The sequence below is a fragment of the Vibrio sp. CUB2 genome (genome assembly GCF_001557945.1).
Taxonomy (GTDB): domain Bacteria; phylum Pseudomonadota; class Gammaproteobacteria; order Enterobacterales; family Vibrionaceae; genus Vibrio; species Vibrio owensii.
This window is the reverse complement of the sequence record NZ_LNRB01000005.1, coordinates 128,124-152,478: the sequence shown is the minus strand read 5'-3', so window position 1 is coordinate 152,478 and position 24,355 is coordinate 128,124. Positions and strand designations below refer to the sequence as shown.

Annotated in this window: 19 protein-coding genes; 5 read left to right on the top strand and 14 right to left on the bottom strand. The window is 43.9% G+C overall.

The features are described from left to right. The first annotated feature begins 73 nt into the window (after positions 1-73). The gene (locus ATB78_RS09865) at positions 74-2,638 is read left to right on the top strand and encodes a hypothetical protein (protein ID WP_061008559.1); all 2,565 of its coding nucleotides are present in this window, start codon (positions 74-76) and stop codon (positions 2,636-2,638) included. A 757-nt stretch (positions 2,639-3,395) separates the two neighbouring features. Here ATB78_RS09865 and ATB78_RS09855 read toward each other — a convergent pair. The 5 genes from ATB78_RS09855 to ATB78_RS09835 all read right to left on the bottom strand — a co-directional run bounded on the left by ATB78_RS09855 (position 3,396) and on the right by ATB78_RS09835 (position 8,886). Then, positions 3,396-4,904: a DUF3360 domain-containing protein gene (locus tag ATB78_RS09855; RefSeq protein ID WP_045389537.1), complete on the bottom strand. Its 1,509-nt coding sequence runs from the start codon at positions 4,902-4,904 to the stop codon at positions 3,396-3,398. A gap of 416 nt (positions 4,905-5,320) precedes the next feature. After that, positions 5,321-5,938, bottom strand: coding sequence for a protein-methionine-sulfoxide reductase heme-binding subunit MsrQ (gene msrQ, locus ATB78_RS09850; protein WP_061008557.1), 618 nt, complete (start codon positions 5,936-5,938; stop codon positions 5,321-5,323). Then, positions 5,935-6,939 (bottom strand): protein-methionine-sulfoxide reductase catalytic subunit MsrP, encoded by a 1,005-nt coding sequence (msrP, locus tag ATB78_RS09845; RefSeq protein ID WP_005442855.1) that lies wholly within the window; start codon positions 6,937-6,939, stop codon positions 5,935-5,937. Before msrP ends, msrQ begins: the two co-directional genes overlap by 4 nt. A gap of 199 nt (positions 6,940-7,138) precedes the next feature. Next, positions 7,139-8,074: an EamA family transporter gene (locus ATB78_RS09840; RefSeq protein WP_061008556.1), complete on the bottom strand. Its 936-nt coding sequence runs from the start codon at positions 8,072-8,074 to the stop codon at positions 7,139-7,141. Positions 8,075-8,172: 98 nt separating this feature from the next. Beyond that, positions 8,173-8,886 (bottom strand): AraC family transcriptional regulator, encoded by a 714-nt coding sequence (locus ATB78_RS09835; protein ID WP_061008555.1) that lies wholly within the window; start codon positions 8,884-8,886, stop codon positions 8,173-8,175. A 198-nt stretch (positions 8,887-9,084) separates the two neighbouring features. Here ATB78_RS09835 and ATB78_RS09830 point away from each other — a divergent pair, with 198 nt between their 5' ends. Further along, complete coding sequence (locus ATB78_RS09830) at positions 9,085-10,452, top strand: MATE family efflux transporter (protein ID WP_061008554.1); 1,368 nt, start codon at positions 9,085-9,087, stop codon at positions 10,450-10,452. Positions 10,453-10,559: 107 nt separating this feature from the next. Here ATB78_RS09830 and ATB78_RS09825 read toward each other — a convergent pair whose 3' ends face one another. Continuing rightward, positions 10,560-11,489, bottom strand: coding sequence for a hypothetical protein (locus ATB78_RS09825; protein WP_240537388.1), 930 nt, complete (start codon positions 11,487-11,489; stop codon positions 10,560-10,562). Positions 11,490-12,083: 594 nt separating this feature from the next. Beyond that, positions 12,084-12,980 (bottom strand): SDR family oxidoreductase, encoded by an 897-nt coding sequence (locus ATB78_RS09820; RefSeq protein WP_061008553.1) that lies wholly within the window; start codon positions 12,978-12,980, stop codon positions 12,084-12,086. A 188-nt stretch (positions 12,981-13,168) separates the two neighbouring features. Between ATB78_RS09820 and ATB78_RS09815 the strand changes: the two genes are divergently transcribed. Next, on the top strand, positions 13,169-14,053 hold the full coding sequence (locus tag ATB78_RS09815) for a LysR family transcriptional regulator (protein ID WP_061008552.1): 885 nt from the start codon (positions 13,169-13,171) through the stop codon (positions 14,051-14,053). A gap of 106 nt (positions 14,054-14,159) precedes the next feature. On the opposite strand, the gene ATB78_RS09810 is transcribed toward ATB78_RS09815, so the two are convergent. Then, a complete protein-coding gene (locus tag ATB78_RS09810; RefSeq protein ID WP_061008551.1) occupies positions 14,160-15,764 on the bottom strand; it encodes a S8 family peptidase in 1,605 nt (534 codons plus the stop codon). Positions 15,765-16,403: 639 nt separating this feature from the next. Between ATB78_RS09810 and ATB78_RS09805 the strand changes: the two genes are divergently transcribed. Next, on the top strand, positions 16,404-17,390 hold the full coding sequence (locus ATB78_RS09805; RefSeq protein ID WP_061008550.1) for a cytochrome-c peroxidase: 987 nt from the start codon (positions 16,404-16,406) through the stop codon (positions 17,388-17,390). Positions 17,391-17,464: 74 nt separating this feature from the next. On the opposite strand, the gene ATB78_RS09800 is transcribed toward ATB78_RS09805, so the two are convergent. Next, positions 17,465-18,364, bottom strand: a complete 900-nt coding sequence (locus tag ATB78_RS09800; protein ID WP_061008549.1) for a LysR family transcriptional regulator — start codon at positions 18,362-18,364, stop codon at positions 17,465-17,467. 124 nt (positions 18,365-18,488) lie between these two features. Here ATB78_RS09800 and dkgB point away from each other — a divergent pair, with 124 nt between their 5' ends. Continuing rightward, complete coding sequence (dkgB, locus tag ATB78_RS09795; RefSeq protein WP_061008548.1) at positions 18,489-19,289, top strand: 2,5-didehydrogluconate reductase DkgB; 801 nt, start codon at positions 18,489-18,491, stop codon at positions 19,287-19,289. Between the two features lie 88 nt (positions 19,290-19,377). Here the strand turns inward: dkgB and ATB78_RS09790 are convergent, their stop codons facing one another. From ATB78_RS09790 to ectA, 5 genes are all read right to left on the bottom strand, one after another. After that, positions 19,378-20,226 carry an alpha/beta hydrolase gene (locus ATB78_RS09790; RefSeq protein WP_061008547.1) on the bottom strand — a complete coding sequence of 283 codons (849 nt, stop codon included), beginning with the start codon at positions 20,224-20,226 and terminating at the stop codon, positions 19,378-19,380. A 267-nt stretch (positions 20,227-20,493) separates the two neighbouring features. After that, positions 20,494-21,918, bottom strand: a complete 1,425-nt coding sequence (locus tag ATB78_RS09785) for an aspartate kinase (protein WP_061008546.1) — start codon at positions 21,916-21,918, stop codon at positions 20,494-20,496. Positions 21,919-21,999: 81 nt separating this feature from the next. Then, complete coding sequence (locus ATB78_RS09780) at positions 22,000-22,386, bottom strand: ectoine synthase (RefSeq protein WP_010448383.1); 387 nt, start codon at positions 22,384-22,386, stop codon at positions 22,000-22,002. Between the two features lie 13 nt (positions 22,387-22,399). Further along, complete coding sequence (ectB, locus tag ATB78_RS09775; RefSeq protein ID WP_061008545.1) at positions 22,400-23,665, bottom strand: diaminobutyrate--2-oxoglutarate transaminase; 1,266 nt, start codon at positions 23,663-23,665, stop codon at positions 22,400-22,402. A 35-nt stretch (positions 23,666-23,700) separates the two neighbouring features. Next, positions 23,701-24,234 (bottom strand): diaminobutyrate acetyltransferase, encoded by a 534-nt coding sequence (gene ectA, locus ATB78_RS09770; protein ID WP_061008544.1) that lies wholly within the window; start codon positions 24,232-24,234, stop codon positions 23,701-23,703. Between the last annotated feature and the right edge of the window lie 121 nt (positions 24,235-24,355).

The following is a 24,355-nucleotide window of genomic DNA, read 5'->3' as shown; positions in this document are numbered from 1 at the left end:
GCTCTTTTTATTCCATCACTTAATGCATTTAAGAATGTATTAAGCCATGTAATAACTATTAATCGGAATAACCATGAAAAAATCGATCCTAGCTATATCCATATCTGTTCTTCTTTCCGCTTGTGGTGGAGGTTCAGACGGTGGTTCTAGTGAGCCCGTACAACCTCCTAAGCCAACAATTCCAGAAGAGACAATCCAAGGTATTGCAGATGCTTTAAACTTCGACCCTGCACTTGTGAGTGCTGTTTGTAATGATGTTTCTTTTGAGTGTTCAGTGAACCAAGGAACTAAATCTAGTGAAACAGTTTCTTTGATTGATAAAGAATTTCTTCTAGGTTTTGGTACTAACTCAGATGGTGAGTTTTGGAATGATGGTTTGATCGGTTTTGATAACCATAACCCAATTGATTTAGCTAAGGTTGCTGAGTTTGGTTCTAAGCTAGAGATTAACTTAGTTACATCGGAAACTAACAAGTTTTTCAGTGTAATGATTGCACCTGATTCACTAGAGCTAGATAACGAAAATAATAAGGTACTTGTAGACCTTGATTCATTCATTGATGTTTACACTAACGATATGAACGAGATTCTAACCCTTCTAGGTAACAAGGAAGAGATTAACCTAGTTTCAAATCTAAGCCTTAAAATGTCAGATGGTTCTAACCGTGGGTTTACATACAAACGTGAACTAAGTTCAGAAGGTTTTAAAGCTGCGTTCTCTATGCTTCTGCAAAAGAACGATGAACTTTATAACGAGACAACCGGTCCAGAAATCCCAACACCAGAACCGGATCAACCTCTAATCCCATTAGAACCCTCTAAACCTGTTGCACCAGAAGAACCAGATCAGCCACTAATTCCGCTAGAGCCTAGCAAACCAGTTGAACCAGATCAGCCATTGATTCCACTTGAACCAAGTACACCAATTAACACAGCTCCTACAGTGGATAAGATTAATGAAATACGTGTTCTTGGTGGTTTGAGTCACTTTCATCAAGTTGTAGCGAGTGACAAGGAACAAACAGAACTTTCTTACTCTATATCTGGTAGTGCTGCAAAGTTCTCAACAATTGATAAGTATGGTTATCTGATTATTTCACCATTTGCAGATCAAGCCGGAAACTATGAACTAACTGTAACTGTTTCAGATGGTGAACTATCAACTTCAACTAATGTAATTGTTAAGGTTCTTTTAGAAGCTACTGACCTAGAACCTAGTGAACCAGTGAACCAAGAACCAACACTAGATCTAGTTGGTTACACCCCTATGATGGAAATCGAAGCAGACAAAACAGTTCAGCTTCAAGTGCAAGCAAGCGATCCAGACGGTGACAAGGTAACGGTAGAGCTACAAGACGGTTTAGGCTTTATCACTCTAGAAGATAACATTCTGACTATTGCACCAACTTCTGAGCATGTAGGGGATCATACGTTTGGTTTGAGTGTGTCGGACGGTGAATACAATGCAATGATTGGTTATCCAATTGTCATTAAAAATAAGTCAGCTACCGACCTAGTACCAAGTGAACCAATCCCTCTTAGTGTGTTCGCTGACAAGATAGGCTACACAGGTGATATGAAGCACTTAGAAATGCTATTTGGTTCTCACACTGGTATTGGTTGGAAGCTGAACGAGAACGGTGATCCATTGGTATACATTGGACAGTCTGGTATGTATGCAGAAGGTTTTGAGTTTGACGTTCTTAACTCTACGTTGCGTGTAGGTGGCGCTGATTACGTAGCAGAGGCACCTCTGTATGGTCTGAGTTCAGTAGTGAACAAGGTAACGGTTACAGACGGTTACTCTATCATTATGGATGTTTCAGAGTATGAAACTCTAGAACTGAAACACGTTAAAACTGAGCAAATCGGTGGTGGTTACTACGATTTAGAATATGTGAGTGCAGCCGTTAAGTTTGAATACAATGACGCTATGCTTGAAGCTCTTTTAAAGTCTGGTCAGTTAATTAATGTGATTCTAGGGTTTGATGCAATCAACACAATAACGGACGAAGAAGCATATTTTAATAACTCATATAACGTATACAACACAGGTAACACTTACCTTTCTATCCTGTATGAAGTTCTGATCCCTCATGCAACACCATACAGTGAAGAACTTAGCAAGTTTGCAGACCTAACCGGATCAGCACTATACGATCTAGAACATTTGTCTAAGGTTGCAGGTTTATCTCTAAACGTAGTTGATAATGAAGCAATTGTTACCGTATCCAAATCGTTAGAGGACTTTGTTTCAATCAACCTAACAACAAATGTTGTTACTTATTCAAAGCTACATTCTGACTATTTAGGTCAAATCCCATCGTTTGAGGATTATGACCTAATTTTAGATAATGCTTATGCAAACGGCTATGAGCTAGACTTAACAACAGACCAGAACCATAGTTTTAGCTACATTGTTCACACTGCCGATACAATCCAGATTGAAACCAAACACAGTTATGATGAATCGAACAGCCACAATGTGAGCACCTTAAACTATGACCTTAAAGCGTACTTTGTGGATCACCCACAAGCTAAATATATCACCCCTGTACTGCATTTAGGTGATGTTATTGAGCACAGTTCACTAGAGCAACGTATTTTTCGAGATCTAGTTAATAACTCAGTTAACTAATTAAATATGAGTTGAGCACTCCTAGAAGTGCTCAATTTTCACCTACAAAAAAGGGCATCCAATCGGATGCCCTTCTAGGATAAGTTCAGCTAACTACTGGTTGCGTAATGTCATGGTTATCACATGAAACAGTATTTTCATCAAGCAGTCAGAGGGATGTAACAATGTCGCTTCATCATTGGGTTGTACAAACATCTTGTACTCCATGTCAGTTCTTAGCAACATTGCTTTAGCGCTTTAATTGGCGCTTTTTCTTACATGTGCACAGGGCTTTGCTTTTAACCAGTTTCACCAATGAGTATTTTGTTTGTTTTCCCAGCGCGACATTTAGCATCGCTGCGGATGTTTCTTGCTCTCCGCCAAAAGCTTTTGTGATGGCACCACAAACCTTATTCACAGCATATCTCTCTCCAACCATCCACCTTATCCAAAAATATTCAGCACTCTCGGAATCTAAGAATGTCTATTGGCCGGACATAAATGTCTTCACTGAGCGCTATCCCTATGTATTATTACCTAGCTTACTTACCTTAGATTATATGAACCTTTTTTATCATAAATATTACACCTTATGTGGTTTTGCATTTGAACTTTACGGGTGTAAATACTTACTGGCGTCATCATGACAGCATTCGCCTCTACAGAGGTGTTTAGATGATATCGAAAATTTAAAAACAAGAACCACCGCAATCCCGGTGTCTCTTGTCTATCAGGTTTGAAAAGGTTCTTCAAACCATAAATCGTACGATGAGCCTATCTAACGAAAACTCGGGATAATCGCTGGAATTCCCGGTAATAGACCAACCAACGCCATTACGCTCGTTAGCACAACAAACATAATGCCAGGCAACACCCAGCGGCTCATTTTACTCAGCTCCCCACTACGTTCTTTACAGCCGACTAAGCCTAAGTTATCCAACAGCATAGTGAGCGACCAGCCAAATGCAGGGTTAACGAGCGCTGAAGAAAATACAACAATCGCTGCCGATTGAGTGGTTTTACCCTCACGCGTCATTTCCATTCCTGCTTCTAGTAAAGGCACAAATACCCCTACAATGAGCGCAACACAAAGTACAGGTTGCCAGATCGCTAAGTCCATCGGGTAGCCCCAAACAGCGGCGATGATACAAAACAGCGCCGTCAGCAAAGCTCCAGCAGGAATTGGACGTTTAGCGATAGCCGCCGGAACGATATAAGTGCCCCAAGAAGACGTAAAGTTGGTACCACCGAGCAAAGAACCGAACGTCTGACGAATGGAAGCGGTGGTCATGGTATCGTCGATGTTCATATGTACTTTTTCTGTACGCTCTGGATAGCTGATTTTTTGAAACACTTGATGCCCTAAAAAATCTGGCGACCACATGGCTACGGCCAAAATGGCAAAAGGCAGTACGACCATGAAGTGTTCAATCGTCGGTAGCCCTAGCATCCAGCCTGTATCTTCTCCCCACCAATACATAGGGTTCATGTTGGGTAAGCCGGGCTCGGTTTGAAAAGAAAACGGGGCGCCCATGGCAAAAGCTAACGTGCCGCCTAGCAAGCAACTAAGAGGGACAGCTAGCCAACGCTTACGAAAATGTTCCAGTAATGCATATAAAATAATGGTGCAAAAGATCACGACAAAAGCGATGTGGCTCATCCCTATTCCCTCTGCCCAAGCGAACAGTTTTTTCACTTGAGAGACGGTTCCAACAAAGCCTAAGTAAAGCAGCAAACCGCCACACACACCTTTACTGGTGAGATTTGCCAGCATACTGCCACCTTTACTGATGGCTAACAGTATGCCAAAAGCACCAATCAGCAGACCAAAGGCCATAGGGTGCCCACCAGCAGCAACGACGATAGGAATTAATGGGATGAGCGGACCGTGTGTACCCGCGAGGTTTGCGGTCGGCAGTAGAAAGCCTGAAAAAAGAATAATGAAAACAGAGGCGATAAGTAGTTCATAACGAACGTTTTCTAAAATAAAGCCTTCATTCAGCCCTAGCGCTCCGGCAAAGGTTGCTGCGATTGCTCCCACCATAACGACTTTACCAATGGTCGCGGCCATAGCTGGGATGGTGTCTTCTACCTCGAATCGATAGTCTTTAAACGGCAAATTGGGACGCCAACGTTTAGGCGCCATGATTTGCAACTCGTGCTCTAAATATTGTTCTCGGGACTCAAACTCCGAGCTAGGTTTATGTTGTTGTTCATAAGTGAGTTCATCCTCACCGGCTTTAGGCTTATCTGTTCCAATATGTACGGACTCTAAAGTGCTGCTCATTGTGATTCCTTTCGTTCACACTCTAAGGTGTGTTTTTCCAACCAACGTTGTTTACTCACTAAACGAAGATTAAGCGAGTCGTTGTCTATAAATTCTCTGCTACGAGAACTCGATGACTGATCTTTATGAACTCTTAAAATTCAGTTGCTAGTACCTTATACCAAACGAAAAAATACAAATAGTCTCAGGTGGTTAGACATTAGTCGTAGGGTTCGAGCTTACGGTATGAGCGTTGTGGTGGGATTGGATAGACCTAGCCTAAGGTCTTTGGCGAGAGCGAACGAAAGGTGTGGAAGCGTGGTGAGCCAACAGCAACAGAAGGCTTGGGTTAGCGGCTTTTTATCCAATGAAGAAAGGGGCTCACGTAGCCCCTTTTTTTCCGTTGATTCATTTATCGCAATTGGTCTAACGGCGCATCAACTGGATAACATTTTTCGAAACACTCGCTGCTTCAATGTCTTCCAGCGCACCAGCAACAAACCAATGGCGATTAAGATATAGATGGCTGGCTCTGCTACCTCTGACTTCACCGACCAATAAAAATGAATCGGCGCCAATATCGCAGCTAAGTAAACCCAGTTATGCAGCTTTTGCCATTTAGAACCCATTTTACGTTGAATGGATTGAGTCGACGTCACCGCCAAAAGTAACAAGATGACCCACACTGCTGCACCAACTGTCAAGTAAGGGCGTTTGACGATTTCAGAGGCAAGCAAACTCCAATCTAATCCTAAATCGAGCACAGTAAAAGCAACCAAATGAAGCACTGCCCAGAAAAAGCTGTAGAGCCCAAGTAGTCTCCTAACTCGAACTAACAAACCCTGCTTGGTCCAACGCGCAAGCGGAGAAACCAGCAAGGTAATAAACAGCGTATTCAGCGCGCTAATACCCGTGTAATGAATGATGCCTTGAACAGGGTCGCCACCTAAGTTGTCGGTATTAATCGCAATAACCAGCAGACCTAAGAAACCGAGAGAGACAAGGTGTATCAGGACTTTAAGCGCAATGATGTGTTTTGGCGTCAGCTTTCTCAATAGAACTTCCTCAGATCCATATTCTTATAGAGATGTGCCACCTCTTCTTCGTAGCCGTTGAACATCAATGTTGGCTGTCTGCGAGTGCTGAGCACACTGCCCTCACCGATGAAACGCTCACTTGCTTGGCTCCAGCGTGGGTGATCAACATTTGGGTTTACATTAGCGTAAAAACCGTATTCATTCGGTGCTAAACGATTCCACGTTGTTGGCGGTTCTCGGTCGGTTAAACGAATTCGAACAATAGACTTGATGCTCTTGAAGCCGTACTTCCACGGCACAACTAAGCGAAGTGGCGCACCGTTTTGTGGCGCAAGCGTCTTACCGTATAAACCCACAGAAATCAGCGCGAGCGGGTTCATTGCTTCATCAAGACGAAGCCCTTCGACGTAAGGATATTCTATACTGCTGAACGAGCCTTGAGCTGGGAACTGTTTTGGATCGTAGAGGGTTTCAAAAGCCACGTATTTCGCGCTACTTTTTGGGTCCGCCATTTTGATGATGTCCGCTAAAGGAAAACCAATCCAAGGAATGTTCATAGACCACGCTTCCACACAACGTAAGCGGTAGATACGCTCTTCTAGTGTGAACTTGTTAAAGATGTCGTCGTAGTCGAGCTTAATCGGGTTATTCACCAAGCCATCGATCTCAACCGTCCATGGGTCAGACACAAATTCAGAAGAGTTTTTCGCAGGATCAGACTTATCTGTACCAAACTCATAGAAGTTATTGTATTTCAGAACCTTACTTTCAGGAGTAAGAGAAAGATCCGCTTGGTATTGTTGTGGCTTCGCCGCGCTAAGGTCAATTCGATTGTCAGAGACTGGCTTTTCCTTTGACGAGAAGATATCCAAAATACCCGCTTGTGCATTCGCTGCGAGCGGCATACCGACAACCGCAATGCCAAGCTTTTTCAGTATTTCGCGACGTTCTTTATAGACGGACTCTGGCGTCGCTTCGTTTTCAGATAAAGCCCAGCGATGATTCTTCTTAATCCACATAATCTTCCCCGAATGTGTTCATACTTTAGTAAATAGCGAACTGATAATACGTTGATTAAGACAGACCGTAGCAATGGCAGTTCTATTTCATAGAAAACGAAAAACCGATATGCATGCGAGTTAACGCTTTCCATCTGTGTCCGTTAGCTTTCATTAGAAAACTATTCCCGTTAGTGAGGGAACCTTATTCGCTAGGAAATCATGTCACCTGTTTTGGTTTGTTCGCATCTTTATCTAAGGTTTGAAGAATCAGGCATACACCAATCAATCCAACGCCAATCCAACCAGAGATAGCAATCTTCTCCCCGACAATCCAAACCGCCAGCACCGCCGCAACAACTGGTTCAAACAACGTGAGAAGATTGGCACTGCTAACATCAACGTGCCTTAATCCATACCCATACGCGAGATAACCCAAGCACATTGGAACGATCGCCATATAGACTGAAACAGAAGCGTTCGTGATACCGTTGAATAGGTTCTCTCCGGTAAACACTAAGCTGGGCAATAACAACAGAGCACCACCAGCAAAGATACTACCTAACGCCGCTTGCGATTTGATTCCGCCATCAATCATTCGCTTAGCAACCCACGAATAAATGGCGTAACTTAATCCTGCGATGAGCCCCAAAACAATGCCAAATAGATAAGAGGCTTGGTCTGATTCAACCGCCCCACCCGATTTCGCCATGACTAACATCATGATGCCCACCACACCAAATGCGAAGCTCACCCACCATTGAGCAGAAACGCGCTTAGCTTTGCTAAAAAGACACTGTATCAAAACAGTAAAGAAAGGCGCACTGGCAATTGAGATAACGGTACCAACGGCAACGCCAGAAAGCTTCATCGACGTGTAAAACGCCAAAGGATATACAGCTAATGCAACGCTGCTTATTGCTAACGCTAACTTAAACAGCAAAATCTGATGGAGTTGATGAAGGATGCTACGCCAAGATAACATTGCTTGAATAATACCACCAACGCCCATAGCAAAAGCGCCAATGGCTAACGGACTGACTTGATGAGCAAAATTCGCGGCTGTTCCTGTCGTTCCCCACAACAAAGAAGCAAACAAGATCGCCAATACGCCCGCTTGATATTGACTCGTCGATTGAATCGCAACAGATGACATGCTTTATTTCTCTATACTGATTTTCAATAGAGAAAAGGATACGTTGATTAAGAAGAAAGGACTTTGCAGAAAGGACGCAAGAATCGTTTAATGAGACGTTATTGACGGGCTAACTCGCGTGGCGACAAACCAAAATGAATTGAAAAGCGGCGACTGAACGCAGACAAATCGGTGTACCCGACTCGCTCGGCAATCAGTTGAACTGGTAAGTCGGTATGCGTGAGCAAAGCTTTGGCTTTCTCCATTCGCAACTCAGTAATGTACTGCAATGTGCTGACGCCAAGACTTTCTTTAAATCGCTTTTTAAATTGAGTCGGGCTCAAACAAGCTATCTTAGCCAGCTCATCGATAGACAAAGCCGTATCAATGTTTTCAGCAATATGGCTTTGTACTGCTCGAATCCTCGGGTCAACAGGCTTTGCGTGGGTCTGCTGCTCTAAAAGCATCGAGAACACATTCAAAATCGAACTTTCTAACCCACTATCAACTTGGTGCTGCAACTGTTTTTCTACAAAATGAAGATAGCTTAACAGTGGTGGCGTAACAGAAAACACTGCCAATTGTTCAGTAAGAAAGTGCTCTGGTAAAACGTCCAAATCCGCAACAATAAAACGCGCCATTTCATCGGCTTTGAATCCATGCTCAGAGCCAGCAGGAATCACGACACACTCACCGACGGTGACTTTACCGACAAAGTTTGTCATCTCAATCGCAATATTACCGTGGATTGGCAGCACCAATTGATGATAATCCCCGTGTGAATGGCTCTGTAATTGCTTGGTATAAGCTCGAATACTGAGGCTATTTTTCATATTAGATTAGCTAACGAATACGCTTATTTTCAAAAAGATACGTTGAGTATAACCAGTCGAACACACAACACAAATACGCCGGCTGATTTGGATTATTAACCAAATCTAAAAACTGATTTAGGGATTGGCCCTCTTATCATTAACAATCGCAACTCTATACTGGCACTGTTCCCGAACTTTCGAATCAAGAGCCTTGTGATGATAGCGATTTCCTCGACCTTAAAATCCGTTCTCGAAAAAACACTGCCGTTGACTGTCGGCCTTTTTGCGATCATGTCAGTACAACTTATCGATGCGGTGTTTATCGGTATGCTTGGCGTGAACGAGCTTACTGTGCAAGGTATCACGATGCCGTTTCAAGCTGGCTTTATTGGCATTCAAGTCGGCATTGGTGTTGCGGCAACGTCCATCATCTCGCATGCTTTTGGGGCAAATAATACGCAACGCGCGACAAATACCGCTTCACTTGCGTTACTGGTCGGCAGCGCTTTTATCGCTCTCATCGGAATTGCGTTGTGGTTGATGGAGCAAAGTGTGTTTTCTGCGTTTGTCTCTGTGAAAGACAGCGGCGCACAGTATCAACAGCTCGAAACGTTATTTGGTCAGTTCTGGGGCTTATGGCTGTTGAGCGCACTATCCAGTGCCGTGCTGTATTTGATGACCTGTGTTTACCGCGCGAATGGCGATACTAAAGTCACGGGCTCTGTCTTTGTCATCGCAAGCCTTATCAACCTCGTGCTTGATCCGGTCTTTATGTTCGTTCTAAACATGGGAATTGCGGGTGCTGCATTAGCCTCGATGCTTGGCTTTGCTATCAGCGCCGGTTACATGATGCACAAAGCTAAAGGTCGTCAATGGTTCGCACCTTTCTCTTCGGCTTTAGCTAGCAAAGAAGATGTCGCGCTGCTGATCAAAACCACGATTCCAACCATGATGAATCAGATATTACCGTCAGTCAGTGCTTTCGTGACGGTTATGTTCATCGCTCATCTTGGTACTAATGAAATCGCATTTTGGAGCTTATTAAACCGAGTGGAAAGCTTCTTGTTGATCTTCACGCTGGCACTCACCATGTCTTTGCCACCGATGATTGGCCGTGAACTCGGTGCCGAACGTTTTGATTCAATCCAAGCACTCGTCCAATCGGCTTCTCGCTTTGTGATTTTGTTCCACTTGGCCATCGCAACTTTGTTGGTGGTGAGTTTACCAATCGTTGTTCCTCTACTATCGGCGGACAACACAATGCAAGACTGGTTAAAGCTAGCGCTTTGGCTGATTCCGTTTAGCTATGGCCCTTTAGGTTTGTGTATGGTTGTTACTTCTATCTTCAACGCATTAGGTAAACCAAAGACTGCCCTATTCGTTTGCTTTGTAAGATTGGTGGTTCTGTACATCCCAGCGATTGCCATTGGTTCGTTACAGGGTGACATTTTTACTATCGTCATCGCGGCGACAATTGCTAACGTTCTAGCAGGCTTGTTTGCATGGTTACAACTTACTGGTTACGTAAAACAAAACTTGTCTGCGACTCAAGCGTCGATGTTGGAAGTGGAAGCTGTGAAGTAGCAACGGGTTTTAGGTTGAAAAGATAAACGCCCTTACTTTTGAATGAGTGTGGGCGTTTTTGTTTTTGGCGCCGTACCTAGGGTGAGGTCATTACTCTTCTGCGTACTTTATAAGACCGGCACGTGATGCGCTTCGACTTTAGTTTTGTGAATATGGCTCATCTTATGGGTATTGACGAAGTCTGTTCCGCTCCTAAAGCCCGTTTTCACTTTTGTAGTGAGTACTGCAATGTTGTTACCAAAGACAACGTCCGTGTGACGAGCATATTCACATTCTGTAGTCTTAACGCCTCGCTCAGCAAATCCCTGCTCCATCTTACGAGAGTAAGTAACGAAGTCCGCTGGCGTGATTTTTTCGTCTAATTTCGAGTTGCTTGTTACTGCGCTGATGACATCTGCGGGTGGCAACGATTTATCGAGACTTTCTAACACCTCCACCGCCTTTTTAGGATGTACCGTTGGTGGTCTTTGACAGGTATACATTTCGTAGAGGTACTCAACAACTGTCTCTATATCCTCTTTATTGTGTCCACCCATCAGATAACTTCCGTTACCTACCGCACCACCGGAAAACTTGCTCTGGCCATTAAGGTGCTTAGCTAAATTACCATCGGGCTTGATGCTAACACCGATATCGAAGAAGTAATCTCCGGCATTTAGAGCCAGTAAAGAGACCATGTTCTTTACAAAAGCTGGGCTACCGTGATTGATGCTTGCCTCATACAATTTTGTCATCTTCTCGGCAATGACTGGCGTCTCCATGTTTTTCTTCTTCAGCAATTCATTCACTGAAACGAACTTAACATTATCTGGAAGCTCGACGCGTGAGTCGTAACAAGTTCGCCCTTTAGTACGTCTATCAACATATATAACGTGTTTTACCTTTGGGGTAATTTTGGCATTACTAATGACGTTCAGTAGGCCATGTTCCTTTTCAACACTTGGAATAATATTGTCTTCACCACTTTCCGCTTTTGTATTAACCCAACAATAAGCAACGGTCTTGGTTGGTAGCTTGGAAAACTCGGTTTCGCGCACAACAAAGAACTCAGTCCACTCTTTTTCTTATTTTCTTTTAATGGTGTTAGTGCTACGTCGGTGTTTTCGTTGCTGCGTTCAGCAATGACTCTTTCTCGATTTGCTGCCCAGCGTTTATTGTCTGCTTGTGTCACTTTGAGCTCTTCCTTACGAGCTAGACGTTGTTGGGTCGCGCGTTCTTGAACAGTTTGTTGTACTTGTTCTGTGTGATCACTTGGAGAAGATTGATATCGCATTAAGTTGGCCCTAATTATCAAATGTAAGAATTTGTTACAATATGATAAATTTGACACTTAGAATAAATAGTGGTGATGAAGTAACCGCTCAATAAGATATTATTACTAATTAAAAGCTCATTATGAAGGGGAAAATCACATTATTTTCTCTTCTATATAATGGTAACGAGCACGGTAAATACGACTAAATATAAATTATTGTATATTTACTCTAATTTATCATGAGTAATAAATAATTTAGTTCGCAATTAAATAAGTATTATCTAATTTATTTTTCATTAATAAACTAAGTAAGAGTTAATAGGCTCTAATATTTAAAAAGGGACTCAAACGAGTCCCTTGGTAGCTTCAAATAATCTTAAGTATTCGCGATTTTTTGCAGCTCTGCTTTGTTCTCTTCTAACCAAGCTTCGAAACTCTGAGGCTGCTTGCCTGTCAGTTGTTCAAACGCTTCACTTGTACCATCTGAGTAGTTTCCGCGGTTGTGCTTATCCATTGTCACACACAACTCTACGATAGGAGCAGGCAACTCAAACGACTCAAGCTGTGCTTGGTAATCTTCGTCAGACAGGTTAACCATATTGATAGACGTACCGATAACTTTATCTATCACTTTCGCCATTTCTGCGTGCGTTAGAGATTGCGCACCGTTCATTGGCAGTACCACTTTGCCCTGCGCTGGTTTCACGAGAGCAGATGCCGCAGCAAAAGCGAGATCTTTGCGTGATAGTTGTGCAGAGCGCCCTTCTGCTGCCGACGTCAACCAATGACCCGATTGTAGAATGCTCGCAAAGTATTCTGCCAAGTTCTCGAAGTACCAGTTGTTACGCATGATGGTCGCATTAGCGATACTGCTTTGTTTAATCGCATTCTCGGTCGCTTCATGCTCATGAGCGAACATCACTGGCGAGCTTTCTGCCGAAGGCATTGACGTGTAAGCAATGTGGCTCACCCCTACTTGTTCTGCTGCTGCGACAGCATTCAAGTGCGCTTGAGTGCGAGGACCAGAGGCGTCAATGCTAATCAATAGCATGCTGCCTGCTCCTTGGAAGGCTTGCTCTAGTGACTCAGGGCTTGAAAAATCTGCCTCGCGAACATCCACACCTTGGCTTGCTAACGCTTGCAGTTTGTCTGCATTGCGAGTGGTCACAATCAATTGGCTTGGTTGTACATTGAGGTCTTCAAGCAATGCTTTCACTACTTGTGAGCCGAGTTTACCTGATGCGCCTGTTACTAGAATTTTGCGATCTGACATGATGGTTTCTCCATTCAATTCTTACATTATTTCTTTCTGAATAAGGCGGAAATGACCAAGCTGTTTTGGCTTCCCGCTGTCGATGGAGACACTATATCGTTTGATGATTGATAGATAATTAGCCTTTGATTAAACTAATTGTTCATTTTGACTAAACAATACTAAATAGCTTTTGGGAAGTAATCGGTATGATCTCACTCGATGACATGATGGTCTTTGCCAAAGTGGCAGAGAAACAATCCTTTACTCAAGCAGCAGATGATCTTGATATTGGTAAAGCGCGCGTCTCACAAATCGTCTCTAAACTTGAGCAAGCGTTGAATACTCGTCTGTTGCATCGCACGACACGCTCCCTCTCATTGACTGATGCAGGTTTACGCTACTACGAAAAGTGCAAACTGATTGGTGATATTGCATCTGAAGCTAACGCAGAAACACAAGATGCCAATCAAATCCCAAGTGGGACGATTCGTATCTCCACGCCTAGCTCAGCCTTAGTCGATTTATTGAGTGAGTTCTTACACCTCTATCCGGAAATCAAACTCGATATTATTGAGAGCGACAGTTACAGCAATCTGATTGAATCTCGTTGTGATATTGCACTACGAGCCTCTTCCGCTTTAGAAGATTCGAGTTTATATGCGGTTAGACTGGGTTATTTTCGCGACATGATTTGCGCTACGCCAACCTACCTCAGCAAGGTAGAAACGGTTTCGGTACCGGAAGATCTTCTCTCGCTAGATTGGATTAGCCACCATATCGTTCACGGTGATAAGCAACTCACGATGACCAACAGCCAAGGTCATGTCACGCGCTTGGCTCACAGTCCAAAAGTGCAAGTGAGAACCGCTGCGACAGTCAAAGAGTTTGTTTTGAATCATCTTGGGTTTGCCATCATGCCAAGCTTTATGATGACGGAAGAATTAGCGCGAGGAGATTTAGTTCGCATTCTACCCGATGTGCACGATTTAGAGATTCCGATTTATGCGGTGTATCAAGAGAAAGCCTTGATGCCGCTTCGAGTTCGCACTCTCATCGAATTCTTGAAGCAAAAGACTAATGCGTTTGAATAGCGTCGAACGTCTCCGATGAAACTCAGTAATTCCTAAGCACGGTATTACCAAAAGAAAAGCCCACCAAAAAGTGGGCTTTGTTCTCTTCTAATAACGAGAATAATAACTAGTAGCTTGCTTGAATGCTGACACCACTATAGTTTGAGTAACCTTGAATCATGACGTGGTAACGTCCACTTTGTGTTGCGCTGACCGTACATGTCTCATTGTTACCGTATTTGAAAGGTCGGCAGTCCCATGCATTCAGTGCTGGTTTTGCACCAAAACGGAGATACAAGTCAGCATCGCCAGTACCGCCATACATCTGTACTGTTAAGCGCTGCCCCGCTTCTACATCAACATAGTAATACGCGACTTGACCAGTTGAACCACTTAAACCGCTCACTGGCACACCCGAGGTTAACTTGCCTTCTGGGTCCGGTGTTGGATCAGGGCCACCACAGTCTTGGCCACAATCTGCCTCGGTTAAGCTATAAAGTAGCTTGTTCACGCTGCCTCTTGTGTCCGTCACCTTTCCACTTGTTGCGCGACTAACGATTAAGGCCTCTACTTGGCTTGGCGACAGCGAACTGTTTTCTTGAAGATACAGTGCTGCTACACCCGCTACATGTGGCGTCGCCATCGATGTACCACTAATGGTTTTGTAGCCACCGTCATACCATGCAGATTTGATTTGTGAGCCTGGTGCAAACACATCCACACAACTGCCCCAGTTTGAAAAACTCGAACGTACATCCGTGCTGGTAGTCGAGCCGACAGTGACACCAGTAGCAACGCGCGCTGGAGAGTAGTTACACGCATCGGCATTGGAGTTACCTGCAGCAAGCATAAAGCTGACACCCGATTGAACCGCACTTTGCACCGCACTATCGAGAGCGACAGATTGACCTCCACCCAAACTCATATTGGCGACTGAAGGTCCGGAAGCATTCGCAGCCACCCAATCCACACCGGCGATAACACCAGATGTAGAACCCGATCCGCTACAGCTCAATACTCTCACGCCGACAAGGTTGACGTTTTTCGCAACACCATACAAGCTGCCGCCAATGGTGCCCGCAACGTGTGTACCATGTCCATTACAGTCACTTGCATCGGCATCGTTATCGACAAAGTCATACCCAGAAACCGACCGCCCACCAAACTCAACGTGTGCATTGTTCACACCAGTATCGATAACATAAGCCGTTACCCCAGTCCCATCAAAGTTGGCACTGTAGTTGTTATCGAGTGGTAAGTTACGTTGGTCGATTCGGTCTAGTCCCCAAATGGCATTGGTTTGATTTGCGTCTGCCGAGACTATAGGGTCAAGCGATAGGATTCTGTCTTGCTCAATGTAGTCCACACGAGGATCAGAACGCAGATCTTTTAGTTGCTCAGGACTCAAGTTAGCGACAAATCCACTGATCGAGTGATCAAAAACCGCCTCCACTTGTATCGAATATAAACCGGACATGCGGTCTACAGACTGTTGCGTGAATTGCTCGAATCCCGTTGAGTTGCTCGCCATCATTTGTGGTTGTTGAAATACCACTATGTAGCGATCTGCAATGGCGATGTCGTCCGGTGCAAGCATCAAAGTGGCAGGCAATGCGTCGGGAGCTTGTTGTAACTCTGCACTGTCCGCCATCTCATTAGATTGCGAAAAAGCGATAGAAGAATGAAAACAGAGTGCCGAGGTGATACAACAACTTAGTAGTTTCTTTAACATAAAATGTTCCTTGAAATCATAGTCTTGTTGATTTTTACCTAGTACCAAACTGTCAACACGAAAACACAGACAATCAGCGTAGTACGCTCAATACGTGCTGCAGTGACGTTACAGAAATCAAACTAGACAATGAGCAATCATATGCATAATTGATAATAATTTACATACTCAGAAACATGATCAATAACCAAGCTTTATTGAAATTGAAATTGAAATGCAAAGATTCATTTGGACTTAGAGCAAAATCCCTAAAATGGAATAATTCTACACAACTGACTCATTGCCTGTTATATACCCCATTCTTACCGATAATTTACGCAATAAAAACCTAGTTTCTCCTATATCTTAGTTTTTTCGCCTACCAAGGTTCATTTGATTGCATAATTGACCTAAATCAACGAACCTGTCGTTTATATTCTTTGCATATTTGTAAATGAAAGGTGACCAACTGCTTGGGAAGCTAGCAAAATCAAATCGTGCAAAGTTTGTGCGTTTTTAACATCGTTTTTTGTCATAAAAACCATCGATTTTTTGCATTTTATCGAATAAAACGATTGCTATACCGTGGCTTCCAGAGCGTACCAATAAGAAGTACGCCGCCCTAGTGAGAGTGAAAAATCACTTAAAAAGGAAGTTATTATGAAAACTCTTATAGCAGTGAGCGTCTTGTCAGTCCTATCTTTCGGTGCCTACGCAGAGCGCCAATCCGCAGAGCCTATCAAGGTAATCGAGCCAGTTGCTGGACTTGATGCGAAGAAAGTAGAACTGGGTAAAGCGTTGTGGTTTGAACCTCGTTTATCCGCCTCCAACACCATTTCTTGTAACTCTTGCCATAACATCGCAAAAGGTGGCGTCGATAACTTACCAAGCTCCATTGGTCACAAATGGGCAATTGGCCCGATCAACTCACCAACGGTGTTTAACTCGGATTTGAACTTTGTTCAGTTCTGGAATGGACGTGCAAAAGATTTGCAAGAACAAGCGGCTGGCCCGATCGAAAACCCACTCGAAATGGCTTTTAGTCACCAGCTTGCGATCGACACGCTCAAGTCGATTCCTCAATACCGCGAGTGGTTTAAACAAGCCTACGGCAGTGAGACGATCACCATTGATAACGTGACTGATGCCATTGCGACCTTTGAGCAAACCTTACGTACGCCAAACGCACCGTTCGATCTTTGGTTGAAGGGCGACGATAAAGCACTAACAACAGCGCAGGTCGAAGGCTACAACTTGTTTAAAGCGAAAGGTTGTACAGCGTGTCACAGCGGCCCTCTCGCGGGTGGTCAAATGTACCAAAAGATGGGCTTAGTGAAGCCGTTTGCAACGGATAACCCAGATATTGGACGTAAGGCGATCACGGGTAATGATTTCGATAAGTTTGTCTTCAAAGTTCCGACACTACGTAACATCGAACTCACCTATCCGTACTTCCACGACGGTTCGGTTTGGGATCTAGAGGAAGCGGTCGCCATGATGGCTGATCTTCAGCTTGGTCAGAAACTGACGAAAGAAGAATCGGTCAAGATTACTGAGTTCTTACGCTCATTAACGGGTGACCAACCAGAGGTTACGCTACCTCATCTGCCACCATCAACCAACGAGACGGCACGTCCAAATATCTAAGTTGGTAAATGAAATACTTCAAAGGAGCCTTGTGTGGCTCCTTTTGTTTTTCATTTCAAGTAATTGAATTCGCTCTATTCGAAACCTTCATCATTCATATGACGCTTTAAGAAATCGATAAATGAACGTACTCGAGCAGAAGCCACCGCGTTAGCGTAGTAGACAGCATGGATAGGCTGTCGAATATCTAAGCGAGACTCTGGCAACACTTCAACCAATCGACCATTACGTCGGTCACCTTGAGTCATAAAGTCAGACAGGCAAACAATGCCGTCTCCTTTTAATGCCATCACTCGAAGCGTTTCTCCACTTTCCGCCTTTACCACTGGCTTGATACGAAGCAGTTCGCCCTCTTCGGTTTGTAGTGGCCAATCATTTAAGAATTCGAAACGACTAAAGCCTAACAATCGATGCTGCTCTAGTTCTTTAACTGACTTTGGATTGCCATGTTGCGCCAGGTATTCGGGACTTGCTAAAACACGAATGCTACTGGTCGCTAGACGCGCGGCACGCATGGTGGAATCTTTAAGTTGTCCAATGCGAATTGCAATGTCGGTTCGCTTACCAAGCAAGTCAATGTTCTCTTCATTACTGGTCAGTTCAAGCTCAATCTCTGGGTATTCTTGTTGATACTGCGCAACCAGCGGAGCCACAACATGAAGCATAAATGGTGAAGCAGCATTGACTCTCAAAAGTCCCGATGGTTTACCTTTATCACCGACGAGCATATCTTCTGCCTCGTCCACCGACGCCAGAATTTTACGAACGCGATCAAGGTACAACTGCCCTTCTTCGGTCAGTTCAATTCGCCTTGTGGTTCGGTTAAGTAAGGTGGTATTGAGCTTAGATTCTAACCTTGCCAACGCGCGGCTGGTCGCAGAGGTTGTCAAAGAGAGCAACTCGGCCGCAGCACTGATCGAGCCAGTATCAACCACCGACACGAACACATTCATTTCATCTAACGTTGCCTTCATTATTGCGTTTGATTCAAAAGTATTTTCATTTTATGTGACTTTATATCAATTTTAGAATCATGCAAACTGGGTTCATCGAAACGAATTCAACGACTAAAATAAATCTAAAAACTAGGAGATATGTATGACAGTTCCTGCATTTGGCGTGGGTACCTTCCGCCTTAAGGGTCAGGTTGTAATCGATTCAGTAAAGAACGCACTAGACCTTGGTTACCGCGTGATCGACACGGCTCAAATCTATGACAACGAAACTGAAATCGGTCAAGCGATTGAGGAAAGTGGCGTAGCGAGAAATGAGCTTTATATTACCACCAAGATCTGGGTTGATAAGCTTAACAAACAAGACCTTATCCCAAGCTTGAAAGCAAGCCTAGAGAAACTTAAAACTGACCATGTTGACCTAACACTTGTCCATTGGCCAGGCGAAGGCACTGACGTGAATGAATACATGCCAGAGCTATTAAAAGCAAAAGAACTTGGCCTTACCAAAGCGATTGGGGTTTCTAACTTTAATATCGAGCTACTAGAACAAGCTGCAGATGTGGTTGGCTTCGATAATATTGCTACCAACCAAGTGGAACTGAGCCCATATTTGCAAAACCGCAAGTTAGTCGAGTTCATGAACGATAAAGGCATCACGGTGACATCCTACATGACACTGGCTTATGGCAAAGTTCTTAAAGATGAAGTGATTAATGACATCGCAACATCGAAAGGTGCGACCACGGCTCAAGTGGCTCTGGCATGGGCAATGCAGAAAGGTATCGCAGTGATCCCGTCTTCAACAAAGCGCGAAAACCTAGCGAGCAACTTGCAAGCGTTAGAGCTTACGCTAACTGATGAAGAGATAGCTCGTATTGATGCGCTCGAATGCAATGGCCGCGAGGTTGACCCAGAAGGTCTAGCACCTAAATGGGATGCATAACTCTCCTCGAGGTTAATTCATTTTAAAATAGAAAAAGGAGCCCGCTTTGGCTCCTTTGCTTTTATTTGCCTGTACACATAGAAGTGAATTAACTCGTTGCGACTAATTCGCTCATCACTTTCACAAATCGTTCTGGCTGCTCTAACATTGGTGTATGAGCAGATTCTGCAATGATTTCGAGCTTCATATCTGCCTCTCCAAAATCAATCTGATCCCATGTTGAAACTGGAGCAATGCTGAAATCTTTCTCTCCGCTGATCACTAATACCTGTACAGCGGGAAGTTGCTGATAAATCGCCGTATCAAATTCAGCGAACACTTCTCCCCAAAGCTTATCTAACAAAGCAGTATGGGTCGGAAACCCTTCCCACAACGGCAGTTCATTAAAGTCAGGATCATACCAACGCATCGCGCCTAACCGATGACACAAGTGGACGAATTTTCGCTCCGGATTTTGCTCAATGTCGCGTTCAAGTAATGGGAAATTACGTTCGAAAACTTGCTTTCTCTCCTCGTCCGCTTCTTGTTCCAAACATTGAAATTGGAGCGCCTGCATTTGTGGTGACAAATTTGGCGAGATGTTCGCAAGCACTAAACCTTCAACATATTGAGGAAACGTCACGGCAAAATGGGTTGCCATTAGTGCATGCCCAGAATGACCAAACATCCACGCTTTTTCGATGCCGAGCTTATCCATGACCACTTTAATGTCAGCACTGATGGCTTCTAACGTTGCGTCAGATGTATTGGGAATAACGTCACACTCAGCAAAGCCTCGATGATCGACAAAAACACATTGGAAATGGTCGAACAATGCAGTTGGCATGACACGCAAATAGTAATCTGCGCTGCCGATAATAATTAAAGGGATACCGCTGCCACGAACGATAGTTTTAAGGTGGTAATGACCTGATTGAATGGTTTGATTCTTATTCATGATGTTTACCTAATTTAATTCGAGTTTGTTCCCTCCGAATATCAGAGTAGAACGTGAAGTTTGAAAAATCAGGTTAGTGTCGTCAGCGAATAAGTTTCATGTGTTAGTTGAGGTAAATACTGAGGAACAAAAATTCTATCTAGCTAACCCTATATGTTCAAGTGTCTTGATCTTTGTTGACGGACCCAAAAAAGGGACGATAAACACGCCCCTTCTTTTCTATTAGCAGCTAACCGTTGCCTAACAGTTAACTGCCGTCAATCAACTTCAAGCAACATTCGCCGACTTACTTGTATCGCTGTCTTGTTCAAAGAACTCTTGATGTAGCGCGCAAATCGCTTCTTTATACTCGTCGTCACTCACAACAAACTGCACGTTAACGTTTCTCATTGATGAGTGGAGAGCAATGGGTGTCACGTCGCGATTCATCAGTGCAAAAACGCCTTTAGCTAACGTTTTATTAGTATCGATTTGAGAACCGATTGCAGAGATGAGCGCTACCATGCGTCCATTAATCGAGGCTTGTGGGTAGCGTTTCTCTACTTTGTAGCGCACCTTGTTTAAGCTCTCTGCACTGCCGCCTAGGTAATAGGTGATAGAATTTGCGTTCATTTCCTTCCCTATGAGATTGACGCGAGCATCAGCGATTATCTCCATCAACTCGTAGCTGACGTTATCTACCTTTCCAACCATGGTTTGATCAAATAGGTGAAGCGCAAATACTTTCTGCTTACCGGCAATGATTTCAATGCGATCACTCTCCGGACGATAATCAGCAGAGATCAGTGTTCCTTTATGTTCTGGCTCAAACGTATTTTTGATCTGCAATTCAATCCCACTTTCGCGCAATCCTGCCGCCGCATTTGGGTGAATCGCTTCCATACCCAGATTCGCTAACTGATCAGCCACATCATAATTAGTGGTTCCAATTGGATTGACACGCTCAACACCAACAACCCTTGGGTCTGCAGAGCTTAAATGGTATTCCTTATGAATTATCGCTAAATCGGCTTTGGTTGTTACAGCAATTCGGCTGAAAGTCATCTCGCTGTAACCACGATCATAAGTGTGCATCAACCCTTCTTTGCAATACGCATAACCCGTTACGATCGGCAGCTCTTGAGTCACATCTATCCCTTCAAACGCTTCACGTATCGTCTCATCTAAACTACGAGGTTGTTGGTTATCCCAACCGGATAGATCAACAAAGGTCGCGTTGATACCCATGTTCTTTAGCTTTAAGGCGGTGTTATAAGCACTGTGTGCTTCACCAATTGACGAAAGAAACTCACGAATTTGCGGTAAGTATTGGCGCAGAGAAAACTGCCCGTATTGGCAAGTTTCTAGGATATTGGTTACGCATATTTTTGCTTCTGAAATGCGAGAACGAATGAACTTGTCCGCACGCATACGATTCATCGGATCGGCAAAAATATGTTCGTTTGTCAGCAGCATACGGCTTTCAACATACGCTAGTGCGTCTTGCCAAGCTTCATCTCGTTTAGCGATAAGCTGATAGACACCTGGTTTACTGGTTTTTTTGCATTCCAATAGGGCGTCTGTCATACCACCATACGCGGAAACAACAAAAATTCGGTTATATGGATTTTGTGGACGAAGAAGAATGTTGTCGAGTACAGCATCGAATGCTGTCATAGATGTACCGCCGATTTTTTCTACGGTAAATGTCATGAGGGGGCCTTAATGATTGGTAATTTAAAAGAATGGATAAGAAAAAGGGGTGAAACATCACCCCTCTAAAACATCAGTGGGCTATTCCACCAGAGGATAAACGCCATTTTCGTCGTGAACTTCCGCACCCGTGATTGGGGGATTGAACACACACGCCATGACCATTTCTTTATTTTTATAGGCGCGTAGGTAATGCTCGTCATGCTTGTCTAGTATGTATAGCGTACCCGGTTTGATTGGGTAAGTTTCGCCGCCAACGACTTCAATTTCCCCTTCTCCACTCATGCAAAATACAGATTCCAAATGGTTCTGATAATGAATGTGTGTTTCGGTTCCTTCGTATATCGTCGTGATATGGAATGAAAAGCCCATGTTGTCGTCTTTCAATAACATACGGACACTTTCCCAGTTATCAGACACAACTCGTCTTTCGCTATTGCGACACTCATCGAGTGTTCTAACGATCATAATTCTTTCCTTGCTATGATGCTTGTTTGAAAAGTTTGCTTGCGATGGCTTCAACCGAGCCCTCGAAGATATTAAGCCCTTGGGTAAGTTCGGCTTCAGAAATGGTCAATGGGCAAAAGAACTTCACCACCTCATCATTTGGTCCTGCGGTTTCAATCACCATTCCGTTCTCAAAACACGCTTTTGCAATATCACCAGAGATTTCACCGTTCTTACATTCAATACCAATCATCATCCCGCGACCTTTGCGCTGTATAAACATTTCTGGGAATCGTTTTACCGATCGCTGAATGACTTCATCAACCATGCTCGAACAACGTTTGATATGCGCTTCAAAATGGTCATTTGACCAATATGTTTCGATTGCTTTCGCTGCTGTCACAAACGCATGATTGTTGCCACGGAATGTGCCGTTATGTTCGCCTGGTTTCCATTTATCCAACTCAGGTTTTAATAGAACGATGGCCATTGGCAGACCATAACCGCCAATCGATTTTGACAGCGTTACCATGTCTGGCTTAATGCCCGATGGCTCGAAGCTAAAGAAAGTGCCTGTGCGACCGCAGCCTGCTTGAATATCGTCAACAATCAATAAGATATCGTGAGCTTTGCAAAGCTTGCTGAGACGCTGCAACCATTGGTTAGACGCAACGTTAAGGCCACCTTCACCTTGCACCGTCTCTAATAAAACTGCAGCTGGTTTATCCATGCCTGCCGAGTTATCTGACAACATGGTTTCAAACAATTTGAGGCCATCAATATCTGCATAACCTTCGAAAGGAATACGAGTAACGTTGTTTAAGCTAGAACCCGCTCCTTGGCGATGATGTTGATTGCCCGTTGCCGCTAAAGCACCTGCCGTACAGCCATGAAAACCGTTTGTGAAGGCAACGATACTACTGCGTCCCTTCACTTTTTTTGCCAACTTGATTGCTGCTTCTACAGCATTGGTTCCCGTTGGGCCTGTGAATTGAACTTTGTAATCCAGCCCTCTTGGTTCAAGAATGTATTGATTTAGTGCTTCAAGAAAAGCGGCTTTGGCTTCTGAATGCATGTCCAAGCCGTGTGTAATGCCATCCATTTCAATGTACTCAAGGAGCGCTTGCTTAAGTACTGGATTGTTATGACCGTAATTTAGAGATCCCGCTCCAGCAAGGAAATCGAGGTAGCGTTCGCCTTGTTCTGTTTCTAACCAGGAGCCTTTTGCTTTACGAAAGACGACTGGAAAACTGTTTGAGTATGAACGTACGTTGGATTCCTGCTTTTTGAAAATATCCATGATGAGACCGTTATTTGATTCCTATTTTGTGGGGATTACTTGAGGGGAATACGATACAGATACTCGGTATCGTGTTTGCCTTTGAAATGATCCTTTTCATCCAAGAAAGTCGTCACTTCACCAGCGTTTCCATGTTGTGCATCGAGCTTTTTGAATAACGCCCAAGATGCATCATTGGATTTAGTGATTGTGGTTTCGATAGCGTTGATGTCTTCAAGCCCTTCTCGCTTTAGTAAGCGTTCAAGCATTTGAGACGCCAAACCGTTTCCTCTGAAACGAGGGGCAACCGCAACTTGCCAAATGAACAGCACGCTAGGCTCATCCGGCTTCTGATAGCCAGAAACAAACCCTGCAATCTCGCCTTTGTGCTCGACCAAAATACAAGTTTTGCTGAAATGGCTAGATTGAAGAAAATTACAATATGAAGAGTTCATATCGAGCGGAGGACAATCTGCGATCAAACCATAAATATCGTCGCCATCAGATACGACAGGTTCACGAAAAATCCATTTTTTGCTTGGGTCTTCTCCAATCTCTGGATACATAACCCAAGGGGCTGAGGTAATCATGTGTAGATACATATCCTTCGTACACTAATTAAATTTCCTTTTTATTATGCACACTGATTGTGCATAAAAATCAAACAAAGCCGCTTATAAACCTTACTTATTTGATCTATGTCGCACTAAG